This window comes from Pseudodesulfovibrio mercurii, from assembly GCF_000189295.2.
GTDB lineage: Bacteria > Desulfobacterota > Desulfovibrionia > Desulfovibrionales > Desulfovibrionaceae > Pseudodesulfovibrio > Pseudodesulfovibrio mercurii.
The window spans coordinates 2,243,324-2,266,166 of sequence record NC_016803.1; the positions used below are offsets into that span (position 1 = coordinate 2,243,324).

Consider the following 22,843-nt stretch of genomic DNA (forward strand, 5'->3'; position numbering starts at 1 on the left):
CTCACAGTTGGTCCCACAGCTCGAGGACGGCCGTCCTCTGCGCGTCGAGGGAATAGGCGTTGGCGGTCTTCTGGCCCGCGGCCAGGGCGGCCATCAGGGACGAATCCCTGTTCTTGAACAGGTCCACCGCGTCGCCCAGGCTCAGGGCCGCGTCAAGCACGTCGCTGTCGGCGCACCACATGCCGTTGCCCTTCCACGGGACCTTGCGCAGGGGAATCCACGGGACGTAGCGCGGCGCGGCCTGGACCTGGCGCATGTAGTCCCAGCCGCCAAATCCGGCGAAGCCCACGGGCAGGCAGCCGCAGGCCATGGCCTCCAGGGGCGGCAGGGGACACCCCTCGGGAAATCCCGTGGCCAGAAAGATGTGCGCCGAACGCAGGGCCTCGGCCACGCCGTGGGCGTCCAGGCCGTCGATGGGCACCCAGTTGACGTGATGCGTGCCGCAGCGGTGCTCGTGGATGGCCTTGATCTGCTCCACCAACGCCTTGTTCTTGCGCGGCATGAAGGCCACGTTGACCCGGCCGCCGGGCTTGGCGTCGGGCGCGAAGAAGATGGTCCGGTCGATGCCCGGCCGCAGGATCGGGGCGTCCTTGCAGGTGGTCTCCTTGACGAACCGCGAGACCGGATCGGACACGGCCAGGAACTCCACGGGCAGGCTGTGCCAGTCCACGCCCTCGGGCATGGAGGAGAACAGGTAGGCCCAATTCTGGACGTAGCTGAAGCAGTGGGCGTTGGCGTACAGCCCCGGAGCCAGGGCGTTGACCCACCCCTCGGGCACCACCCAGGCGTCCGACTCGGTCAGTTTCAGGTCGGCCCACTCCACCACAGGCGCGGCGTCGGCCAGCCCCTCGGGCCGCCAACCGCCCTTTTCCCGGGCCACAAGAAAGGCCTCACGCCCTGATTGGTGAAGGATGTCGGCCATCTGCCTAAGCACGGTGACGCCCCCGGTCGGTTTGGAGACCGGCGGCAGAAAGATATACGTTCGCATGGTCGTTTTCTGTGAACCACAAACCGGCATGTTTGGCAAGGAGAGGCTGCGGGGCGGGTTTGCAATGGGGAGGCCCGCCCCGCAGTGGAGGGAAGGAGTTGATCTTCCGTGCTGGCTGAAGAGGTTCTACCCCGAGCCCGGCCCGCCCGCCCGTCAAAACCATCACGACCGGGCGACAATCGTGCGACACCCACCCGCTTTCCCAACCCCTCGCACTCACCCGCGCACCCTCCTCGCGCCCGGCGTCCGGCCACGCTTTGCCTTTCCCGCCCGCAAGTGATAGGAGGACTCACGCCCGCCGCCCACGGGCGGCCAAAACGGGCGCAAGCCCCCGGAGAACCACCATGGAACACGACGAGACCAAGGAATTTCTGGACTCGCTTCCGGAACTGGAAGCGGGCAAGACATACTGCTTCAAATGCTACCCCGGCATCGAATGCTTCAACGCCTGCTGCTCGGACCTGGACATGGTCCTGACCCCCTACGACATCCTGCGCATGCGCGCCGCGTTGAGCATGCCGTCCATCGACTTCCTGCGCGTCCACACCACGGGCTTCCACGCGCCGGACACCAACTTCCCGGTGTTCAAGTTCAAGATGCTCGACAACGCCCGCCGCTCCTGCGCCTTCGTCACCCCCGAAGGGTGCCGCATCTACGCCGACCGGCCCGGCGCCTGCCGCATGTACCCGCTGGGCCGCGCCACCCGCCCCGACGGCAAGGGCGGCGTGCTCGAACAGTTCTTCATCGTCAAGGAGGACCACTGCAAGGGGTTCCTCGAAAAGGACGAATGGACCGGCGAGGCCTGGAAACAGGACCAGGGCTTCAAGGACTACACCGCCTTCAACGACCGGTACATGAACATCCTCTCGCGGACCCGCCACCTCGGCCGGCCCATCTCCGACAAGCTCAGCCAGATGGCCATCCTCGCCTTCTACAAGATCGACGAGTTCCAGGGCTTCATCCAAAAAATGCAGCTCTTCGAACGCGTCGAAGTGGACGAGAAACGGCAGAAAGCCATCCTGACCAACGAAAACGTGGCCCTGTCCTTTGCCATGGACTGGTTCGAACTCGTGCTCTTCCAGGACACCGGCAAACTCAAGCCCAAAAACGTCCCCCTGCGACGCAAGGGCACCCGGCCCGAAGGAATCTGACCATGTCCCTGCCCGACAACCCCAAGCTCATGTCCATCCGCACCTTCCTCAAACGGAAGGCGGACTTCGAACCCGGACACCGGCTCGTCTTCACCAACGGCTGCTTCGACGTGCTCCACCCCGGACACGTGGACCTGCTGCAACGCGCCCGCGCCCTGGGCGACGCGCTCATCCTCGGCCTCAACTCCGACGAGTCCGTCAGGATGCTCGGCAAAGGCGCGGACCGGCCCCTCAACACCGCCGAGGAACGCGCCTTCGTCCTCGCCGGGCTCGCCTGCGTGGACTACATCGTCATCTTCCACGAATCCACCCCCCTCGAACTCATCAAGGCCTGCCGCCCCCAAATCCTCGTCAAGGGCGGCGACTGGCCCGTGGACCAGATCGTCGGCAACGACGTCGTCACCAAGGCCGGCGGCCGGGTCCTCAGCCTGCCGTTGCTGGAAGGCTACTCCACGACGGGCTTTCTGGAGAAGGTGCGGGGGTAAGGATGCCCCCGGCGGGCCCGCTCAAGACCGAGGGCCTCAGGAACAGTTGCCTGACCATCCGATGTTCCCTTGTGTCCTCGGTTCGCATCCCACGAGGTGAGGTGATCCGGTTCGTTCCGGAACGGGTCTGTCCGAATTCGTTTGTCGGCGACCAACGCACGGGGGGAGCCAACGAATCAAAGGCTGGACAAAGCCATATGCAGGCCTGAACCCAAGACCAGAACCAGGATTCCTCTTTGATACGCTTTTTGTGAGACAAAGCGCGAAAGGAAAAGTCCCAACATCCCTCCGAGGAGCGCTCCGGGACATCCCACCAGATATCCGGTGACCGTCTGGGCGTTATGGATCCCGGCCAGGAGCTGACCCGCCAGGATGGTCGCCCCGGTCATGACGAAGCACGCCCCGAACACGGCCTTGGCGTCCTCCGGGGCCCAGCCCGACCGGGCGACGTACATGGCCAGCGGTGGCCCGTTGAAGCCGAACAGCGCGCCCAGGAGCGTGGAGGCGAATCCGGCCCCGACGCCCCACCCCGGACCGAGCCGTCGGGGGACGCCGCCCCTGGCCGCGAGGCAACAGGCCGCATAGCCGATCATGAAGAGCCCCATGCCGAGCTTGAGCCCTTCGTTGCCCGCCGCCCGGTGCAGCAACACCCCGGCCGCGGCTCCCGCCACGCCGCCGACGAACAGGTGGCCGAGCCGCCCCCATTTGATGTGCCGCCGATAGGCCCACCCCACCTGGAGGTTCAGGGTCAGCACGATGAGCGTGGAGGCCGGGACGGCCGTTTCGAGAGGTACCGAATTTGCAATGAACGGCATCGCCACCATGGCCGCGCCAAAGCCGGTGATGTTGTTCACCAGCCCTGCGAAAAACCATGCGAAAAAGAATAACAGGGAATCATGCATGGAGCGCTGCCAAGCAATATCTCTGCCAAACGGTTCCGGCGGCATCCGTCCGCTTGCCCGCCGGAATCGTTTGTGAGAGGGTGAGCCCGGCTGTTGCGGGCGTGCAACATCGCCCCGCCGATCCATCCGGCATCTCTTAAACGAATGGTTTCAACATGATCAAAAAACACGATGTGCAAACAGTCGGAAAGTATTGGTCCCAAATCATCGAGACGTTGGGCGAGGCCGTTTCCATCAGCGACCCGGACGGCATCATTCTCTACTCCAACAGGCGGCACGAGGAACTGACCGGCATCCCCGGCGACGAGCTCATGGGCAAGTCCGTGCACGAACTCGTGCGGCGAGGGTTGTTCGACGTCGTCCTCAACCCCGGCATTCTCCGCAGCAAGCAGCCCGAGACCCAGGTCCAGGAGCTGGCCAGCGGTCACAAGCTCGTCCTGGACGGACATCCGGTGTTCGATGAGAAGGGCAACGTGGCGCTGGTCATCACCTATCTCCGCGACGTCACCAAGCTTTCGGAAATGCGCGAGCAGCTGATGTCGCAGCAGGAGCTGCTCAAGGCCTACCAGAAGATGCAAAGCCTGGACATGACGATGGACGACATGCCGACCATGGTCCAGAGCAAGGCCATGAAGCAGCTCTTCGGCCAGTTGAGCATCATTGCGGAAACCGACGCGACGGTGCTGCTCCTGGGAGAGACCGGCGTGGGCAAGGACGTCTTCGCGCGCCGGCTGCACCGGCTCAGCGACCGCTCCGACAAGGCGTTCATCAAGGCCGACTGCGGCAGCATGCCCAAGAACCTCATCGAGACCGAGCTGTTCGGGTATGCGCCCGGCACCTTCTCCGGCGGCAACAAGGGCGGAAAGATCGGGCTCATCGAGGCGGCCTCGGGCGGAACCCTGTTCCTGGACGAGATCGGCGAGCTGCCCCTGCTCATGCAGACCAAGCTGCTGCGGCTGTTGCAGGACCGGGAGATCGTCCGCGTGGGGGCGACGACGCCGCTGAAGGTCAACGTGCGCATCGTGGCCGCCACCAACAAGAATCTGAAAAAGGAGGTCGAGGCGGGCCGCTTCCGCAGCGACCTCTACTATCGCCTCAAGGTGGCGGTGATCGAAATTCCGCCCTTGCGGAAACGCAAGGCGGACATCCTGTCCCTGGCCCGGCTCTTCCTGAAGTTCTTCTCACAGAAATACCGGCGCGACGTGACCTTTTCCCAGGAGGCCGAAAACGCCCTGCTCAATCACAACTGGCCCGGCAACGTCCGCGAGCTGGAGAACCTGGTCCTCGGCTGCGTGGTCACGTCCAAGAAGAACGTCATCGAGCTGTCCGACCTGCCCTTCGCCACCACGGCCGAGGTCCGCCTCTCCGCCGGGGAGGGGACGAACGGCATGGAGGTCACCGGAAAATCCATGAAGGAGATCCTCGACGGGGTCGAGAAGTCCATCATCCTGCGCGGCATGGAGCGCGTCGGCAACATCGCCAAGCTGGCCAAGGAACTGCAGCTCGACCGGACGACGGTCTTCCGCAAGCTCAAGAAATACGAGGCCGAGTGACCCGTCCGCCGCCCCGAAATGCCGATGCGCCCCCGATCATGTCCAGACCGGGGGCGCATCTTCTTTAGGGGGAGGCTTGCCCCCGCCGTCGCGGGGGCCGGTTGTCATGCGTTCCTGAATCTTTCGTTGGCGGCCTTCTCGATGGGCCGCAGCCTGTCCATCACGCCTTCGCCCAGGGCCTTGTCCAGGTACGGGAACTCCATGCCCAGGTAGGCGTACTTGGGCTGGCCCATGCGGTGGTAGGGCAGCAGCTCGTAGGTGATGTTGGGCCGCACCGGGATGAAATCGACGATGCTCCGGATATCCTCCTCCGTGTCGTTGAACTCGGGGATGACCGGGGTGCGGATCAGGATGGGCAGGTTCGGAAACTCGTCCACCACGCACCGGATGTTCTCCAGGATGCGCTGGTTGCTGATGCCCGTGCCCTTCTTGTGCTTTTCGTCGTCAAAGGCCTTGATGTCCATGATCAGCTCGTCCAGGTAGTGGCAGGCCGCCTTGAGGTCGTCGTAGCGGGCGTAGGCGCAGCTCTCCATGGCCGTCTTGATGCGGCGGCGCTTGGCCTCCTTGAGCAGGGCCAGGGCGAACTCTGGCTGGGACATGGCCTCGCCGCCGCTCAGGGTCATGCCGCCGCCGGACCGGGCATAGAAGGCGGCTTCCTTCTCCACCTCGTCGACGACAGCCGACACGGTCATGGGCTTGCCGTAGACGTTCAGGGCGTTGGCCGCGCAGTGCTTCGCGCAGGTGTGGCACTGCACGCACTTGGCCGGGTCCATGACGATGAGGTGATCCTCGGAGGGGGAGATGGCCCCCTGGGGACAGTTGTCGATGCAGCGGGTGCACTTCTCGGTGGTCAGGCACTTCATGGGGTTGAAGGCCAGTTGCGGCTTCAGAAGCTGCGATTCGGGGTTGCTGCACCAGGCGCAGCGGAGCGGACACCCTTTGAGGAAGACGATGGTACGAATGCCGGAGCCGTCGTGGACGGAGAAATTCTGGATGTTGAAAACGATGCCTTCATTGGCGCTCATGGCGGAATCCTCTGGGGAAAGTCGTCGGTTGAAAACGGTCGGCTTCAGGGCGCGGGGGGCGGACGCGTCCGCCCCCCGCCTGGTCTCACCAGCTACATCTGCTGGTGTTCGGTGCGGTTGATGATGTCGTTCTGCAGATCACGGGACAGGTCGCAGAAGTAGGCGGAGTATCCGGCGATGCGAACGAGCAGGCTGCGGTACTTGTCCGGGTCCTTCTGGGCGGCGATCAGGGTCTGCTTGTTGATGATGTTGAACTGGATGTGCCAGAGGTGCAGGTCGCACCAGGTGCGGATCATGTCGACGAGCTTCTGGGTGCCGGCCTCGCCCTCGACGACCTTCGGCGAGAGCTTGACGTTCAGCAGGCGGGAAGCGCGGTTCTTCATGCCGCGGTTCTTGGAGTGGTAGTTGGACATCAGGACGGCGGTCGGGCCCATGTGGTCCGCGCCGTGGGAGGCGGAGGAGCCGTCGGAAAGGGCGGTCCAGGCCTCACGGCCGTTGGGCAGGGCGGAAACGACCTTGCCGAAGGGCACGTGCGAGGTGATGGGCACGTAGCGGACGTCCAGGTTCACGCCGCGTTCCTCGGAGTACTTCTGGGCATAGCGCTGGCAGACCGCGTCGATCTCCTTGGCGATGGCGTCGGCGTACCTGTCGTTGTTGCCGTAGCTCGGGGCGGAGCGCAGGATCGCGCGGACGTCCTCGTAGCCTTCGAAGTTGGCGGTGATGGCCTTGAGCACTTCGTCCATGGTCAGCTTCTTGTCCTCGAAGACCACCTTCTTGATGGCGGCCAGGGAGTCGACAACGGTGCCGTAGCCCAGGAACTCGAAGTAGGAGTATTCCAGGCCGCCCGGGATGAACTGGTTCTGGAGGTCCAGGCCTTCCTTCATGCACAGGTCGTGCAGGACGGAAGCCAGCGGGGTGGCGAAGTGCTGCGGGCGCAGGGAATCGACGATGTACTGCTGGCGGAAGGCCTTCACGAGCAGGTTGTTGTGCTGCTTGAGGTAGGCGTCGTAGAACTCCTCCCAGGTCTTCATCCTGGTCACGTCACCGGTCTCGAGGCCGATCACCTGGTCGCCGTACTTGAGCATGCGGCCGTTGTGCATGGTCATCTCGATGGCGGTGGCGAAGTTGATGTAGACGCAGCCGGAGGTGTAGGTCTCGCAGTTGGGCATGCGGGCTTCGGTGCAGCCGGACACGGAGTAGTCCATGGCCTGGTCGTAGGGAGCGCCCTTGGCGGTGTACAGCGGGATGATCTCCTCATCGTTGATCAGCTTCGGGAAGCCGGAGCCGTCCTTGATGGTCTCGGCGATCTCGGCCAGGAACCGCTCCGGGGAGCAGGAGTGGATGCGGGCGGCCAGGTCGGGGTAGTTCAGCGGGAACTCGCGCTTGGACTCCAGGAAGAGGTAGGACAGCTCGTTGGTGGCGTCCTCGCCCTGCGGGGTCTGGCCGCCGATGGTGACGGCCTCCCAGTGGGCGTAGCCTTCGTTGAACTCGTTGCCGGTCGGGTTGATGTACAGGTCGATGAACTGCGCCATCTCGACCCACATCATCTCGAGAAGCTCCTTGGCCTGGCCGGGGGTCAGGATGCCCGCCTTGATGTCCTGGTCGTAGAACGGGAACAGGTACTGATCCATGCGGCCGTTGGAGATGATGGCGGAAGCCTTCTGCTCGATGCGGGAGAACATCTGGACGAACCACTGGGACTGTATGGCGTCGCGGAAGTCCTTGGCGGGCTCGGCGGGCATGCGCTCGCAGCGGTCGGCCATGGCCAGCAGCTCGGCCTTGCGGACCTTGTCGGTCTCCTTGGCGGCCAGGTCGCGGGCCAGGGCGGCATGGCGGCGGGCCCACAGCACGATGGCGTCGCAGATGATGACCATGGCCTCGTAGAAGGGCCGCTTCTCCCACATCTGGACCGGGCTCTGGTCGTCGAGTTCGGCCATGCGCTCCTGGGCCTCGCGCTTGATGTCGTTGAAGCCGCGCTTGAGGACCTTGTCGTAGTCGTGGACCCACTGCAGGGCGGAGCGGTAGGAGGAGGTCTCGGAGACGACGAACTTGGACTTCAGGCCCATGTCGTCATCGTAGGTCACGCCGCGCAGGTCGTCGGGCATGGCCCCGTTCAGGTGCTCGTGGTAGGTTTTGCCCTTCCAGTAGGGGGCGATCTCGTTGACCACGATGTCCACCTCTTCCTTGGTGATCTTGAACGGGCTCTTCTCGCGCTTGTCCAGGTCGCCGAGGATGGAATAGAAATCGCCGTCGATCTCCGGGTACAGGATGCCGTAGCGGCCGAGCTTGCCGGAGCGGCCCGCGATCAGGGAGCCGGGGGTGATGTACACGGTCATCTTCTCGGCGCAATTCTTCAGCGCCTTGGCCCAGCGGAGCACCATGGGCTGGCCCTCGGTGGCCCTCATGGACTCGGTGAAATACCGGGCGCGCTCGATGTCGATGAACGGCGTGGTCATGTGGAAGGAATCCAAAATCTTGTAGATGCGCTCACGTCCGGCACGGGTGTCGACGCTGTTGGCAATGCGTGCTTCCTGCGGGGAAAGACAGCAATCATAATTGGTCATTCGTATTCTCCTCAATGAACGTTTGTTTGTTTTTTTCTACCAAATGGTGGTGGAGCCACACGCTCACAGCGCTGGCCACGAATAAGCAACTATGGTGCCAACATCATAACATCTCGAATAAACACGCCATTCATTGGAAACGCCCCCGAACGGCCCCGGACCGAATGGGGGGGGGCAAACGTTGCCCGACCGCAACAAATTCATGAAAAATAAAATATTACAGCGTGATATAAAACCTGTTGCAGGATTGCACACGGAGATTTGTTGCAACCGCGCACAAGGGGGGCCGTCCGGCGAGGCGGGAGACAGGGGGAAACGGGGCGGCCCGGCGGGCGCATGATGTATGCAATGGGCCGGAAAACGGCGGGGGAAGCGGCCGCCGGACGTGGACGGGCATGGCACTGCGCTTGCTAACCGGCGCACCATCGCATGCACACAACCACAAGGAGAAAAACCGTGCAGATAATCGATTTCCGTTTCCGTCCCAACACCCAGGCCACCATCGACGGCTTCACCAACAGCACCATGTTCAAGGGCATGTTCGCCAAGATCGACCTGACCCACCTAGTGGCGCAGGAAGTGCCCGAGGTGGTGGAAATGATCAAGAAACACAGCGTGGTGAAGGCCGTCATCACCGGGCGCGACTGCTCCACCACCTATGACGCGGCCGCCAACAACGGCGGGGTGATCTCCTTTGTGAAGGCCTTCCCGGACATCTTTCTCGGCTTCATGGGCGTCGATCCCCACAAGGGCATGCCGGGCATCTACGAACTGACCCGCCAGATCACCGAAGAGGGCATGCACGGCGCGGCCATCGACCCGTACCTGGCCAAGATTTTCGTTAATGACGCCAAGTACTACCCCATCTACGCCAAGTGTTGCGAGCTGAACATTCCCATCGTCGTCTCCACCGGTCCCGGCACCCTGGTGCCCGGCGCGGTCATGGAGCACGCCGCCCCCCGCTACATCGACTACGTGGCCCGCGACTTCCCCGAGCTGAAGATCATCATCAGCCACGGCGGCTACCCCTGGGTGGAGGAGGCCATCATGGTCACGGAGCGCAATGAAAACGTCTACATGGAGCTGTCCGAATACGAACGCCACCCCGGCGGGGAATCCTATGTGAAGGCGGCGATCAACCTGATCGGCGACAAGCTGCTCTTCGCCAGCGCCCATCCCGGCGCGGATTTTCGCGACGCCATCGCCATGTACAAGAACTTCGGCCTGCCGGACGACGTCCTGGAGGCCGTCATGTTCAAAAATGCACAGAAGGTGCTGGGTTTGTAGCCAACAGGCCGAATACACGCACGTTTTGCAAGGGGGCGCGAAAGCGTCCCCTTTTTATTTGCCCATCGCGCTGCCCGTTCGGAGGGAAAACACGCCCGATTGCCAGAAAGAACGCCCTCCGGGCGCGCGTGTTGCCCGTTCCGCCACTCTCTGCTAAGTCGGATTGCCACGGGTTGTTGCCGTGGCGCAACCGTTGCGACAGCGCAACAATAGACATATTAAATCAATAAATTCAAATTAATAGTATTTGTTTGGTCCGCCGGACACAACGTCTGTTGCAGGGCTGAAACAAGGGAAGCCTTTTGCCTTGTCCCTCTTGCCCCACATTTCACAATCCCCACCCTTCGGACGGGGCGTCTTTTCGAAAAAATCTGTTTTCGGCCACTTCTTTGAGCGTCACAGCGCGTAAAATCTGCATTCTAGCCGCGTTATGACAATAATGTATCCAGTTATCACTGTCACTTAATTAAATTACCTCCGATTTTGGTCCGGTATTGTTCCTGATTTCACAAGAGAGGCACCCTCCTTGCACTTCCCGGTTCGGTTCGCGCGGTTGAGGAACCCGCCGGACTTGAGCCTCCGTCTCCTCCTCATCGGTGTGGAGCCCGAACCAAGACGAGGCGATCGGCCATGAACATGGCCACCGACGACGGTCCGGAATGAAGAAGCGGTCAAACGCATCCCGCGCCAGGCGGTCGTCGGAAACAGGGTTACGTTGATAATCGATGGAATGACTAGGTAGCCGTGATGCTCCGCATCACCCGTACAAGCCTGTAGCCGGAAGGCCTACTTCTAACCTGTCAATCTGGAGTTCAAGATGAAAAAAGCTTTGATCCTCGTTATGACCGCAGCATTGTTGATATGTTCCGTGTCCGCCTTTGCGGAAGAGTACCAGAAGACCATGATCATGGCGGCAACGGCCAATCCCACCGGAAGCCTGCACGCCGTCGCGCTGGAAAAGTTCAAGGAGATCGTCGAGCAGGAATCCAACGGCAATGTCCGGGTCAACCTTTTCCTGGGCGGTTCCATGGGCTCCGAGCAGGCGAACGTGAAGCAGCTCCGCGACGCCGAACTGCACGTCGCCGTCCTGGCGGCGGGCAACCTGACGCCCTTCGCCCCGGCCGCCACGATCACCATCCTGCCCTATCTCTTCCCCAAGATCGAAAACGCCTACACGCTTCTGGGCAATGGGCAGTTCGTCTCCGAACTCGGTGACGCCGTCGCCACCCAGAGCCAGACCCGCCCCCTGGGCTGGCTCATCGGCGGTTACCGCGTGCTGACCAACTCCAAGCACAGCATCACCAAGATCGAGGACCTGCAGGGCCTCAAGATTCGCGTGCCCAAGGTCCGCATTCAGCTCGACTCCTTCCGTGCCTGGGGCGTGGAGCCGCATCCCCTGGCCTGGTCCGAGACCTTCAATGCCTTGCAGCAGGGCGTGGCCGACGGCCAGGAGAACCCGCACTCCATCAACCAGGACCAGAAGTTCTGGGAAGTGCAGAAGTACATCACCGATCTGCACTACATGCTCTGGGTCGGTCCCCTGCTCGTTTCCGAGAGGTGGTTCAAGTGCCTCCCCGAGAACACCAAGGCGCTCGTCATGAAGGCCGCCACCGAGTCCTGCACGTATGAATGGGAATGGGTCGCCAAGCAGAACCAGGTCGCCCTGGACAACTGCCTGAAGCACGGCATGGTCCTCGAAGAACTGACCGACGAGAACGTGTGGATGGAAAAGGCGCGCGCCCTGTGGCCCGAGTACTATGACGCCGTGGGCGGCAAGGACAAGATCGACAATGCCCTGAAGATCATGGGCCAGAACTAGAATCGAAAGCAATCGGGCGGGCTGCGGCCCGCCCACAATCTCCCGCGGCGGTAATCCCAGTATGTCCATAATCAAAAAATTCTTTGCAAACTTTGAGGAAGGCGCCTGCATGATTCTGATTGCGACCATGGTGTTCGCCCTCACGCTGCAAGTATTCATGCGTTTTGTGCTCAGCTCGTCTCTGGCCTGGACCGAGGAACTGTCCCGATACAGCTTCATCTGGTCCGTGTACATGGGCGGCGTGCTGGCCGTGAAGCACACGCAGCACGTCCGCATCACGGCACAGCTCCTGGTCCTGCCTCCGAAAATCAGAGTGGCCGTGCTCATGTTCACGGATACGATCTGGATCGTTGCCAACTTCTTCATCGCCTATCAGTCCGTTCAAGTGCTGAAGTGCGCCTTTGAATTCCCCGAGATCTCCCCGACCCTGGGCATCGTCAAGGGCTATGTCGAGGCCATGCTCCCGGCCAGCTTCCTGCTGATGAACCTGAGGCTGATCATGAAATACTGGCATCTCGTCAAGAATCATGAACTGATGAGTCTTGCCCAAATCGGCGGAGGGGAAGCATAGTGTCCACCCTCGCCATAACCATCGTGTCCCTGATCGTCTGTTTCTTCATCGGCATGCCCATTTTCATGTCGTTGATCATCTCGGCCATCATCGCCATCTCAACCTGCGGCTATCTGCCGCTGTCCATCATCCACAACTCGTTGTTCGATGGTGTGAACCTGTTCCCGCTTCTGGCCATTCCCTGCTTCGTCATCGCCGGCACCCTGATGGAGCACGGCAACATCACCAAGCAGATCATCGACGTGGTCAAGCAGCTCGTCGGGCGCCTGCCCGGCGGCCTCGGCATCACCACCATCATGGCCTGTACCTTCTTTGCCGCCATCTCGGGCTCCGGACCGGGAACCGTGGCCGCCATCGGCACCCTGATGATCCCGTCCATGGTGCGCAGCGGATACACTCCGTCCTATGCAGCCGCCTCGGCATCATCGGGCGGTACCATCGGCATCCTGCTGCCTCCGAGCAACCCGATGATCATCTTCGCCATTCTGGCCAACGTGTCCGTCACCGCCATGTTCACGGCGGGTATCGTGCCCGGTCTCATGGTGGCCGTGTTCATGACCACCATGGCCATGATCAAGGCGAAGATGGAAGGCGTCAAAACCGACACCGAGCAGCCGCCGTTCAACCTGAAAGTCTTCCTGAAGAGTCTTTCCAAAGGCGGCTTCGCCCTGGCCACGCCCTTCATCATCCTGGGGTCCATCTATTCCGGCATGGCCACGCCCGTCGAGGCGTCCGTCATCGCCATCGTCTGGGCCCTGTTCGTGGGCATCGTCATCAACAAGGCCCTGCGCTGGAAGCACATCAAGCTGTCCCTGTTGGAAGGGGCCATGCTCTGCGGCACGGTCCTGTTCATCGTGGGCGCGTCCACCCTGTTCGGAAAGATCCTGACCTACGAGCAGGCGCCGCTGCGCCTGGCGAACATGGTCCTCGGGGTCTCCAAGGACCCGGCCATCGTTCTGCTGATGATCGTGGCCATTCTGTACTTCCTGGGTATGTTCATGGAGACCCTGTCCACCATGATCATCCTGGCGCCGGTACTCCTGCCCATGATCACGGGCCTCGGCATCGACCCGATCCACTTCGGCGTGATCATGGTCATCACCAACGAGGTCGCCATGCTCACTCCGCCCCTGGGGGTGAACCTCTTTGTGGCCTCGCGGATCGCGAACCTGTCGGTGGAGAGGATCTCGGTGGCGGTTCTGCCGTATCTGCTCGTCCTGACGATAAGCATCATCATCGTCGTCTACTGCCCCTTCCTCAGCACATGGCTGCCGGCAGCCATCGGCGCTGGGCAATAATACGCAACCATCAATGATTACGACCGGCTCCGTCAGACTCTGGCGGAGCCGGTCTTGCGAGGTGGATCATGAAATATCTCACGCTGCATACCGGCGCGAAAATGCCCGCCCTCGGCCTGGGGACGTGGCAGGCGGCCAAGGGAGAAGTGGCCGCCGCCGTCACCGAGGCGCTGCGCATCGGCTACCGCCACATCGACTGCGCCCACGTCTACGGCAACGAGGCCGAAGTCGGCGAAGCCCTGGCCGCAACGTCGGTCCCACGCGAGGACCTCTGGATCACGTCCAAACTCTGGAACAACGCCCAGCGCCCGGAGGACGTCCGGCCCGCGCTGGAGCGCTCCCTCGGGGCGCTCGGCCTCGAGTATCTGGACCTCTACCTGGTCCACTGGCCCGTGCAGCTCTCGCACGCGGTCATGTTCCCGCAGTCCCCGGACGACCTCATCCCCTGGACCACGGAGCACGCGCTCGAGACCTGGGGGGCCCTGGAGGACTGCGTCCGGGCCGGGCTTGTGCGCCACCTGGGGACGTCCAACTTCAGCACGAAAAAGCTCCGGCCCCTGCTCGACAACGGCTCCGTCAAGCCCGCGGTCAGCCAGGTGGAGATGCATCCCTATCAGCAGCAGGACCGGATGCGCGAATTCTGCCGGGACAACGGCATGGCCGTCACCGGCTTCGCCCCCCTGGGTTCGAGACACCGCCCGGCCCACCAGCACCAGGAGGGCGAGCCGAGCCTGCTCGACCACCCGGATATCCTCGCCATGGCGGACAGGCTGGGCACCACCCCGGCATCGATACTGCTCGGCTGGGCCGTGACCCGGGGCACCTCGGTCATCCCCAAATCGACCAACCCGGAGAGGCTCCGGCAGAACCTCGCCGCCGCCGATCTCGAACTGGCCGCATCGGACATGGACGTCATTGCGGCCATGGACATGGGCTACCGTTTTCTCGACGGCTCTCATTGGATGATGGCGGGCTCCCCGTACACGCCCGAGAATCTCTGGGACGGAGAGTAGCCGTTTCCCTTCCCGCGTCCGCACGCCCCCGCCGAAGGCGCACAAAAGGTTCGGAAGCGTCCAGAGAACCCTTTCCGGAGGGTTCTCTGGCTGCCCCGGTGCGGTGCCCCGGTCCCGCCGGCAAATCCTCAGGACAGCGGATTCGGACCGCGCCCGAAAAGACGCGACCACGCGGGGGTGAGCCCCGGGACGGAGCGCATCAAGGGGCCGTTGGAGACGGCCGTCCGGCGAGGGGCCGCCGGAGGCATTCCCCCTGCCCTACTTCCGGCAGGGCACGCCGTGGGATTTGTAGATTTCGCCGAGTTGGCGGATGAGGACCTTGTTGTTGAACACGGCGTGGGCGCGTTCGACGGCGGCGGGAATGATGGTCCGGCGCAGGTCGTTGTCGGTCAGGGCGCGGCGGATGATTTCCGCCAGGGCGCGGGGGTCGTTGGACGGGCAGAGCAGGCCGGTCCGTTCGTGGGTGACGAGTTCGGGCACGCCGGAGACGTCGGTGGCGGCCACGGGCACGCCGGTGGCCATGGCTTCGGCGACGACGTTGGGGATGCCGTCGCGGTCTCCGTCCTTGGCCTTGCGGCAGCCCAGGGTGAAGCAGTCGGTGTGGTCCAGGAGTCTGATGACCTCGTCGTGGGTGATGGTGCCGGTGAGGGTGGTGACGTCGTCGAGGCCGAGGTCATGGACGAGGTGTTTGATCCTGCGGTTGAATTTGGCCTTGCCCTCGCCGACCAGGGTGTAGCGGAAGTCGAGTCCCTGGGCGCGCAGTTCGGCCAGGGCCTGGAGCACGGTGTCGATCCCCTTTTTTTCCACGAAGCGGGCCACGGTGAGGATGTTGTAGGGCGGTTTTGCCTCGGGGGCGCGGCCGTTGGGCGAGAAGAGGTCGAGGTTGATCCCGTGGTAGACGCAGTGGATGGGGTTGCCGTTGGCCACGTGTTCGCGGAGGTACTGTTCGTTGTAGCGGGTGCAGGTGACCACGAACCTGGCGCGTTCGACCTTGTCCATGATGCGCCGGGGGTCCTGGGTGTAGATGTCCTTGGCGTGGGCCGTGAAGGAGAATGGGACGTCGGCCAGGAAGGCGGCGTACATGGTCACTGTGGTCGGGGTGTGGGCGAAGTGGCCGTGCAGGTGGCCGAGGTCCACGCCGTCGTCGAGCACGGATTTCTGGACGATGTAGCCCGCCTGGAGCATGTGCTTGACCCAGGTGTGTTTCTTGGGGGCCAGGCGGAAGCGCTTCTTCATGATCTTGAGGCAGTCGAGGTAGCGGCCGGGCATGCGCAGGAAGAGGCGGATGTTGTGGTAGAGCAGCCGGGGCAGTCCCCAGATCATGGATTCGGGCAGGTAGGTGACCTTGGCCTTGATGCGCTTGATGGACTCGTGGGAGAAATTCTCGCGCGGGGCGCGCATGGAGTAGATGTGGATCTTGAAGCCCATCTCCTCGAGCAGTCGGATCTCGTTGGAGATGAAGGTCTCGGAAATGCGCGGGTACCCCTTGAGCACCATGCCCAGGGTCGTTCGTCCGTCGGGTGCGGGCATCAGCAGTTCTCGCGGAAGAATTGAAGGCGTTCGCGCATGACTTCGAGGCCGGTCATGGCGAAGGAGTCCAGGGCCGAGGAGTAGGGCGAGGGGTCTTCGAGCAGGGCGTTGATCTTGGCGCGCATGGTTTCGGGCGAGACCTGACCCCAGGGGATGTAGTCGCACAGTCCGCGGTCCTTGAAGACCTGGGCGCGGATGAGCTGTTCCCGGCGGGGGTTGTCGCGCGGGATGATCAGGGACGGCTTTTTCAGGGAAAGAATCTCGCACATGGTGTTGTAGCCGCCCATGGAGACCACCAGGTCGGACCGGGCCATGCGTTTCTCCATGTTGCGCACGAAGGGCTTGATCTGGACCTTGAGGGCGCGGGCGCGGTCGGCCAGTTCGTCGAGCCGTTCCGGGGAGAGGAACGGGCCGGTGATCATCAGGGTCTTGAAGTCCACGGTGCCGTTGGTCTCGAGCATCTTGAGGTAGGTGTCGAGGACCACGTAGCCGTCGCCGCCGCCGCCGATGGTGACGATGACCTGCTTGTGCTTGCGCCGGGTCCTGCGGGTGCTCGGCACGAAGCGCGGGATGTAGCCGGTGAACACGGTCTTGGCGGCGATGTCTTCCGGGAAGGCGTACTCCACGATGGGGTCGTACATGGCCTTGGAGCCGTAGACCCAGATCTCGGAGTAGAGGTCGCGCAGGACATCGGGAAATTTCTTGCGCGCCCAGTCGGCGCGGGTGGACTCGGCGTCGTCGAGGATGTCGCGCAGCCCGAGGACCACGCGGGAGCAGGGCAGGTGCTTGCGCATCCACTTGAGGGTGGGCAGGACCTCGCTCTTGAGGCCGGTGGGAACCTTGTCCACGATGAGCAGGTCCGGCTTGAAGCTCTTGGCCGTGGCCGAAATGATGTTGGTGCGGATGGAGATGGCGATCTTGGGATCGACCTTGATGGAATGGGGCATGTAGACCATGTTGGTCTTCTTGATCATGCCGGGAATGCGCACGAAGTCGATGCCCCTGGGCATGGTGTACCGGCCGACGATGGGCGAGCCGGTGACGATGAGGATGTTGACCTCGGGCCCCACCAGGTTACGGGCGATGGCCATGGTGCGGCGGATGTGTCCCAGACCGTAGGTGTCGTGGGAGTACATCAGGATATTGTAGGCTTTCGATTCCATCGGGTTTCCGCGTGTCACAAAAAAGGCCGGACAGTCCATCTTCTCCGGCACGTGATCACAGTATAGGCTTGCGTGGATTCTGTCCAGAACCGGGCCGGGGCAATGGCGGATTTCCCGGCCTCACCGGGGGGCGACGTCGGCGTTGACGTCCAGGCAGATGCCGGGATCGAAGTCCGGGGCGGCGGCGCGGGCGCCTTCGAGGTTGGCGGCGTAGAGCGCGTTGCCGGGCCGGGATTCCAGGGCGCGTTCAAAGCGGCGAACGGCCTCGGCCGAGTCGCCGCGCCGCCAGGCCAGCACGCCGAGGTTGTTCTCGCCGCACGGATGCCCGGGGGCGGCGGTCATGGCCCGCTCGAAGGCGGTCAGCGAGGCGTCGTCGTCGGCCACCACCGCGTACTGGACGCCCTCCACCAGGGCGGACTGGCCCGCGGACAGGCGCACGTGGTCCAGCCCCCGGCAGGGGCAGCGCTTCTTGGTGCAGGGCGGGTAGCCCTCGTAGAGGCGCACCTCGTCCATGACGTTGCCCAGGACCGTCTTGTCGCCGGGGCAACGGAAGACCGTGCCGTCGGGCTCCATGCGCAGCAGGGTGCGGCCCGCCGAGCAGGGCAGCCCCTCGAAGTTGAAGGCCACCTTTTTGCCCTGCTCCGGGTGATCGGCGAAGATCGCCCTGCCCCGCTCGCCGTAGGCCTCGGGGTAGCGCCGTCCCTCGAAGGTCCCCCGGAAGGGGCGCGGTGTGATGGCGATGCCGTGTGCGGCGAAGAAGGCCACGTCGTCGTGGAAACGGGCCTCCAGGGTGGGGTGGACCACGTAGTTGACGATCAGGGCGAACCCCTTGTCCAGGAGCAGGCGGGCGTTCCCGATGAAGGCGTCCACGCCCTTGACCCGCTCGCGCTCCTCTATGTGCAGGGCCACGTAGAGGTTGTGGACCCGCGCCGGGTCGATGCGCGCGGCGAAGTCCCGGATCTTCGAGGACGCGGACAGGTTGGTGTCGATGCCGATGACGTGGGTCTCGGTCAGGGTGGCGCAGATGTCGTTGATGCCGGGGTAGATGAACGGCTCGCCGCCCGTCAGGCCGACCTTCCAGGTCCGGCCCGTGCCGTCGAGGAACGCCTTGATGCGGCGGGCGTCCAGGGTCTCGGTCACCGGGGTGTTGTCGTGGGGGAAATAGCAGTATTCACAGCGGAAATTACATTTCCGCGTCATGTTCCAGATCAGGGTGTTGCAGGGGACGTTCATGCTCGCGTGGCCTCCGTGCATGTCCTGCCACATTGTCCGTGAAAATACCAGCGGAGGGAGTGGCTTTTATTGTCGAGCTCTGTTACAACAATCGTCCCATGACAAAAAACCCGATGGACAGCCTGCTGCGCGAACTGGACGCCTGGAAGGACGCGGACAAGACCGCCGAATTCTGGTGGCGCGACGACGACGCGGCCGAACCCGCCGTGGAACTGGACCGGCTCATGCGCCTGTCCGATCGCTTCGCCGTGCCCTGCGGCCTGGCCACGATCCCGGCCAGGGCGGGCGAGCCCCTGCGCAAGACCGTGACCCACGCCCACCACGTCTGGATTCTGCAACACGGCTACGCCCACAAGAATCACGCCCCGTCGGGCGCCGGGGCGTGGGAACTGGGCAACCACCGGCCCAAGTCCGTGGTCCTGGACGAACTTCGCCTGGGCATGGGCAAGCTGACCCAGCTGTTCAAGGGGCGGTTCGTGCCCGCCCTGGTGCCGCCGTGGAACCGCATCGACCCGGAACTGCTGCCCTACCTGCCGGTCATGGGCTACCGGGGACTGTCCGCCAGCTACAAGAAGCACCGTTCCGCTCCGCCCGCCGACCTGCGCGTGGCCGACGCCCACTGCGACGTGCTCCACTGGAAGGACAAGCCGAACGTGCGCTTCGCCGGTACGGAGAAGTGTGTGAAATTGCTGGTGGACCACCTGCGCGACAAGCGCACGCGCGAGGCCGACGCCTCGGAGCCCACCTGTCTGCTGACCCACCACATGGCCATGGACCCCGAGGCCTGGGGTTTTGTGGAGGCGCTCTTCGAGGCGACCACGGCCCATCCGGCCGCTTCCTGGGTTTCCCCGGCCGCCATCTGGCCCGCCAAGGGCTGATTTCCCCCGAAAACGCCCGTTCAGTAGAGCTTGAGCAGGTTTCTGCTTGCACACGACGAACGAACGATCTACCGTCCCTTTCGAACCATTTCCCAGAGGATTGCCATGACCGCTATACTGCGCCCGATGAAGGCGGCGGACATCGACGCCGTCTGCACGCTTCTGCACGAGAACATGAACCCGAACTTCACCGCTCGGCGTTGGAGGGCGTTGTTCACCCCGACCTGGTGCGGGGAGAAGCACGACATGGGCATCGTGGCCGAGGACAACGGCCGCATCGTGGGCGTGCACGGGCACGTCTGCTCCTACCGGGTCATCGACGGCCACCGCGAACGATTCCGCAATTTTTCCTCCTGGTACATCCTCAAGGACTACCGCCGCCAGGGGCTGGGCTCGGCCATGGTCGAGATGGCCTCCGCCGACCCCGAGGTGACCTGCACGGTCTTTTCCCTGTCCCCCAAGCAGACCGCGTTCTTCAAGACCCTGGGCATGAGCGTGCTCGAGGAGGAACGGCTGCTGTGGCGGCGCACCGGCAAGGAGTACGACAACCTCGAACTGGTCTCGGACCCGGCCAAGATCCGGCAGTGCTGCGACCAGGGCGACATCCGCGTCTTCGACGACCACCACGAGCTGCCGGTCATCCCGGTCCTGGTCATGACCCGCTGCACCCAGTGCCTGCTCTTCCTGTCCAGGGCCGTGAAACACGGCGGCGTGGTCTACTACGACGTGCTCTACCGCTCCAACCCGACCCTGTTCACCGACAGGATCCAGGACATCGCCGAGGCCCTGCTGCCCGACGACGAGTGCGTCCTGGCCGCGGACCGGCGGTTCACGAACCACGACGCAGGGGGCGAGGTGGAGATCATCAAGTCGCCGCGCTTCTTCAAGTCCGCCCGGGTGCAGCCCAAGGACATCGACCTGGCCTACTCCGAGATTTCCCTGCTCGGGCTCAAGCTCGACTAGGACCGCCCTTGCCCAAAACCGCCCGGCAGGGTAGTGAGCGGGCATGAGCGAAGAAAAAAACCCTTCCCCGGCCCTGGAAGCGCCCGCGGGCGACGTCACCCCCCTGACGCTCAGCCTGGTGGGCACGCTCCTCGCCCGCTCCCGGCAGAGCCCGCGCAAGCGCATGCTCCAGAAGCTGCACAAGTCCCTGGACGCCACGGCGCACCGCATGTTCAACGCCATGCAGCCCGGCACCTACGTCATGCCGCACCGGCACCTCGATCCGGCCAAGGACGAGACCGTCCTGGTCATGGCCGGATCCATGCTCTTCATCCGCTTCACGGACGACGGCGAGATCGCCGAGCAGATCCTGCTCCAGCCCGGCACCGAGACCTTCGGCGTGGACGTGGCCCCGCACGTCTACCACACCTACGTGCCGCTCAAGCCGGACACCCTGGTCTTCGAGTGCAAGACCGGCCCCTACGCCCCGGAGTCGGACAAGGACGTGCCGGACTGGGCCCCGCGCGAAGGCACCCCCGAGGCCGAGCCCTATCTCCTCAAGCTGCTCAAGGCCCTGGCCGCCAAGGCCGAGGCCGAGGCCGAAGCCTCCAGGGCGGAGCGCGGCGACGAGCCGGACCAGTAGGCGCGAACCGGCCTTGCCGCCGGACACCGAATACAGTACACCGGGGAAGTTTTTCCCGTAAGGAGACCCCCCGTGAACACCCGCGCCCTTCGCGCCGACGTCCTGCTCTTCCTCACCGCAGCCATCTGGGGCCTGGCCTTCGTGGCCCAGCGCGTGGGCATGGAGCACGTCGGCCCCCTGACCTTCAACGGCATCCGCTTCGCCCTCGGGGCCCTGGCCCTGGTCCCGCTCACCCTGGCCCTGGAGAAACGGCGCACGCCGGGCTTTGCCGGCGCGGACAGGCGGCGCATGGCCATCGGCGGCGGGATGCTCGGCCTGGCCCTGTTCATCGGGGCCTCCCTGCAACAGATCGGCCTGGCCGGTCCGCAGCTGGCCGGGTTCGGCCTGGAGGCGTCCACCGCGGGCAAGGCCGGGTTCATCACCGGGCTCTACGTGGTCCTGGTGCCCATCTTCGGCCTGCTCCTGGCCCAGCGTCCGGGCTGGGGCACCTGGGTCGGCGCGGCCCTGGCCGTGGTCGGCATGTACCTGCTGTCCGTGACCTCCGACCTGACCATCTCCTTCGGCGACCTGCTGGTCTTCATCGGCGCGTTCTTCTGGGCGGGGCACGTGCTCCTGGTGGGCAAGCTCTCGCCCGGCCTGGACGCGGTGGACGCCATCAAGCTGTCCACCATCCAGTTCGCGGCCTGCGCGGTCCTGTCGCTTGTCGGCGCGCTGCTCACCGAGGAGATCACCCTGCCGGGCATCGTCGGGGCGGGACCGGCCATCGCCTACGGCGGTCTCATGTCCGTGGGCGTGGCCTACACCCTCCAGGTGGTCGCCCAGCGCGACGCCCAGCCCGCCCACGCGGCCATCATCCTCAGCCTGGAATCGGTCTTCGCGGCCATCGGCGGCTGGATCATGCTCGGGGAGGTCCTGACCACCCGGGGCCTGGTCGGCTGCGGCCTGATGCTCGGCGGCATGCTCCTCAGCCAGCTCAAGCCCTAGGACCTAATCAGACCGGGAAAAGAGGAAGGCCGCCCCGAGGGACGGCCTTCCGCTTTTTCATCGCCTAGGCGTTTTTCTGGAACGCCTCCCAGTCGGCCAGGAAGGTGGCCAGCCCCTTGTCCGTCAGGGGATGCTGCATCAGCTGCATGATCGTGGAGTACGGCAGGGTGATGACGTCCGCGCCGATCAGCCCGGCCTCGAGCACGTGCATGGGGTGGCGCACCGAGGCCACCAGGATTTTGGTCTCGAAGGCATAGTTGTCGAACATGGTCCGCATCTGCTCCACGGCCTGCATGCCGGACTGGCTGAGGCCGTCGAGCCGCCCCACGAAGGGGGACACGTAGGTGGCCCCGAGCTTGGCCGCCAGCAGGGCCTGGGTAGGTGAAAAGACCAGGGTCACGTTGGTCTTGATGCCCCGCTCGGTCAGCTCCCGGAGGGCCTTGAGCCCCTCGGGGATCATGGGGATCTTGACCACCACGTTGGTGCCGAAGGAGACCAGGTCCTTGGCCTCCTTGATCATCTCCTCGTGATTGGTGGCGATGACCTCCAGCGAGACCGGACCGTCCACCAGGTCGCAGATGAGCGCGGCCTGTTTGCGCCAGTCGCCGCCCTCGCGGGACATGAGGGTGGGATTGGTGGTCACGCCGTCGAGCAGGCCGAGCTCGCCCACTTCGCGGATCTGGTCCAGGTTGGCGGTGTCGAGAAAGAATTGCATGGTTCCTCCTAGGGGTCGGACAGGATGCTCCGGTGTTGTTGGAACGGGCATAACATAAACAAAATAAAGTGGAAACCTCCGGCACACGTTTTCAGCCAG

20 protein-coding genes are annotated in these 22,843 nt (G+C 63.8%); 12 read left to right on the forward strand and 8 right to left on the reverse strand.

Translation table 11 applies throughout. The features are described from left to right. Position 1: 1 nt before the first annotated feature. On the reverse strand, positions 2–988 hold the full coding sequence (locus tag DND132_RS10145; RefSeq protein ID WP_014322646.1) for a glycosyltransferase family protein: 987 nt from the start codon (positions 986–988) through the stop codon (positions 2–4). 344 nt (positions 989–1,332) lie between these two features. Between DND132_RS10145 and DND132_RS10150 the strand changes: the two genes are divergently transcribed. Next, positions 1,333–2,139 carry a YkgJ family cysteine cluster protein gene (locus DND132_RS10150; protein WP_014322647.1) on the forward strand — a complete coding sequence of 269 codons (807 nt, stop codon included), beginning with the start codon at positions 1,333–1,335 and terminating at the stop codon, positions 2,137–2,139. Between the two features lie 2 nt (positions 2,140–2,141). After that, positions 2,142–2,624: a D-glycero-beta-D-manno-heptose 1-phosphate adenylyltransferase gene (rfaE2, locus tag DND132_RS10155; RefSeq protein ID WP_014322648.1), complete on the forward strand. Its 483-nt coding sequence runs from the start codon at positions 2,142–2,144 to the stop codon at positions 2,622–2,624. A gap of 176 nt (positions 2,625–2,800) precedes the next feature. On the opposite strand, the gene DND132_RS10160 is transcribed toward rfaE2, so the two are convergent. Further along, entirely contained in the window at positions 2,801–3,526 is a 726-nt protein-coding gene (locus DND132_RS10160) for a sulfite exporter TauE/SafE family protein (protein ID WP_014322649.1), read from the reverse strand. A gap of 173 nt (positions 3,527–3,699) precedes the next feature. On the opposite strand from DND132_RS10160, the gene DND132_RS10165 reads away from it, so the two are divergent. Continuing rightward, positions 3,700–5,079: a sigma-54 interaction domain-containing protein gene (locus tag DND132_RS10165; RefSeq protein WP_238528159.1), complete on the forward strand. Its 1,380-nt coding sequence runs from the start codon at positions 3,700–3,702 to the stop codon at positions 5,077–5,079. Positions 5,080–5,183: 104 nt separating this feature from the next. Here DND132_RS10165 and hpsH read toward each other — a convergent pair whose 3' ends face one another. After that, complete coding sequence (gene hpsH, locus DND132_RS10170) at positions 5,184–6,104, reverse strand: (2S)-3-sulfopropanediol dehydratase activating enzyme (RefSeq protein WP_014322651.1); 921 nt, start codon at positions 6,102–6,104, stop codon at positions 5,184–5,186. 92 nt (positions 6,105–6,196) lie between these two features. Further along, the gene (gene hpsG, locus DND132_RS10175; protein WP_014322652.1) at positions 6,197–8,668 is read right to left on the reverse strand and encodes a (2S)-3-sulfopropanediol dehydratase; all 2,472 of its coding nucleotides are present in this window, start codon (positions 8,666–8,668) and stop codon (positions 6,197–6,199) included. A gap of 456 nt (positions 8,669–9,124) precedes the next feature. Between hpsG and DND132_RS10180 the strand changes: the two genes are divergently transcribed. From DND132_RS10180 to DND132_RS10200, 5 genes are all read left to right on the forward strand, one after another. Continuing rightward, the gene (locus DND132_RS10180) at positions 9,125–9,955 is read left to right on the forward strand and encodes an amidohydrolase family protein (RefSeq protein ID WP_014322653.1); all 831 of its coding nucleotides are present in this window, start codon (positions 9,125–9,127) and stop codon (positions 9,953–9,955) included. Between the two features lie 817 nt (positions 9,956–10,772). Next, positions 10,773–11,774: a TRAP transporter substrate-binding protein gene (locus DND132_RS10185; RefSeq protein WP_014322654.1), complete on the forward strand. Its 1,002-nt coding sequence runs from the start codon at positions 10,773–10,775 to the stop codon at positions 11,772–11,774. A 109-nt stretch (positions 11,775–11,883) separates the two neighbouring features. After that, positions 11,884–12,345 carry a TRAP transporter small permease gene (locus tag DND132_RS10190; protein WP_050813969.1) on the forward strand — a complete coding sequence of 154 codons (462 nt, stop codon included), beginning with the start codon at positions 11,884–11,886 and terminating at the stop codon, positions 12,343–12,345. Continuing rightward, the gene (locus DND132_RS10195) at positions 12,345–13,643 is read left to right on the forward strand and encodes a TRAP transporter large permease (protein WP_014322656.1); all 1,299 of its coding nucleotides are present in this window, start codon (positions 12,345–12,347) and stop codon (positions 13,641–13,643) included. The genes DND132_RS10190 and DND132_RS10195 overlap by 1 nt, the downstream gene beginning before the upstream one ends. Positions 13,644–13,711: 68 nt before the next feature. Beyond that, positions 13,712–14,656, forward strand: a complete 945-nt coding sequence (locus DND132_RS10200; RefSeq protein ID WP_014322657.1) for an aldo/keto reductase — start codon at positions 13,712–13,714, stop codon at positions 14,654–14,656. A 258-nt stretch (positions 14,657–14,914) separates the two neighbouring features. Here DND132_RS10200 and DND132_RS10205 read toward each other — a convergent pair whose 3' ends face one another. The 3 genes from DND132_RS10205 to DND132_RS10215 form a co-directional block, all read right to left on the reverse strand. Further along, a complete protein-coding gene (locus tag DND132_RS10205) occupies positions 14,915–16,186 on the reverse strand; it encodes a glycosyltransferase (RefSeq protein WP_014322658.1) in 1,272 nt (423 codons plus the stop codon). Then, on the reverse strand, positions 16,186–17,349 hold the full coding sequence (locus DND132_RS10210; RefSeq protein ID WP_014322659.1) for a glycosyltransferase family protein: 1,164 nt from the start codon (positions 17,347–17,349) through the stop codon (positions 16,186–16,188). The genes DND132_RS10205 and DND132_RS10210 overlap by 1 nt, the downstream gene beginning before the upstream one ends. A gap of 120 nt (positions 17,350–17,469) precedes the next feature. Continuing rightward, entirely contained in the window at positions 17,470–18,582 is a 1,113-nt protein-coding gene (locus DND132_RS10215; protein WP_014322660.1) for a radical SAM protein, read from the reverse strand. 98 nt (positions 18,583–18,680) lie between these two features. Here DND132_RS10215 and DND132_RS10220 point away from each other — a divergent pair, with 98 nt between their 5' ends. The 4 genes from DND132_RS10220 (at position 18,681) to DND132_RS10235 (ending at position 22,029) form a co-directional block, all read left to right on the forward strand. After that, entirely contained in the window at positions 18,681–19,460 is a 780-nt protein-coding gene (locus DND132_RS10220) for a polysaccharide deacetylase family protein (protein ID WP_041915768.1), read from the forward strand. A gap of 105 nt (positions 19,461–19,565) precedes the next feature. Next, positions 19,566–20,423 (forward strand): GNAT family N-acetyltransferase, encoded by an 858-nt coding sequence (locus tag DND132_RS10225; protein ID WP_014322662.1) that lies wholly within the window; start codon positions 19,566–19,568, stop codon positions 20,421–20,423. Between the two features lie 43 nt (positions 20,424–20,466). Next, positions 20,467–21,045: a WbuC family cupin fold metalloprotein gene (locus tag DND132_RS10230; RefSeq protein WP_014322663.1), complete on the forward strand. Its 579-nt coding sequence runs from the start codon at positions 20,467–20,469 to the stop codon at positions 21,043–21,045. A 72-nt stretch (positions 21,046–21,117) separates the two neighbouring features. Continuing rightward, the gene (locus DND132_RS10235) at positions 21,118–22,029 is read left to right on the forward strand and encodes a DMT family transporter (protein ID WP_014322664.1); all 912 of its coding nucleotides are present in this window, start codon (positions 21,118–21,120) and stop codon (positions 22,027–22,029) included. Between the two features lie 64 nt (positions 22,030–22,093). On the opposite strand, the gene fsa is transcribed toward DND132_RS10235, so the two are convergent. Next, positions 22,094–22,744 (reverse strand): fructose-6-phosphate aldolase, encoded by a 651-nt coding sequence (fsa, locus tag DND132_RS10240; protein ID WP_014322665.1) that lies wholly within the window; start codon positions 22,742–22,744, stop codon positions 22,094–22,096. Positions 22,745–22,843 lie beyond the last annotated feature (99 nt).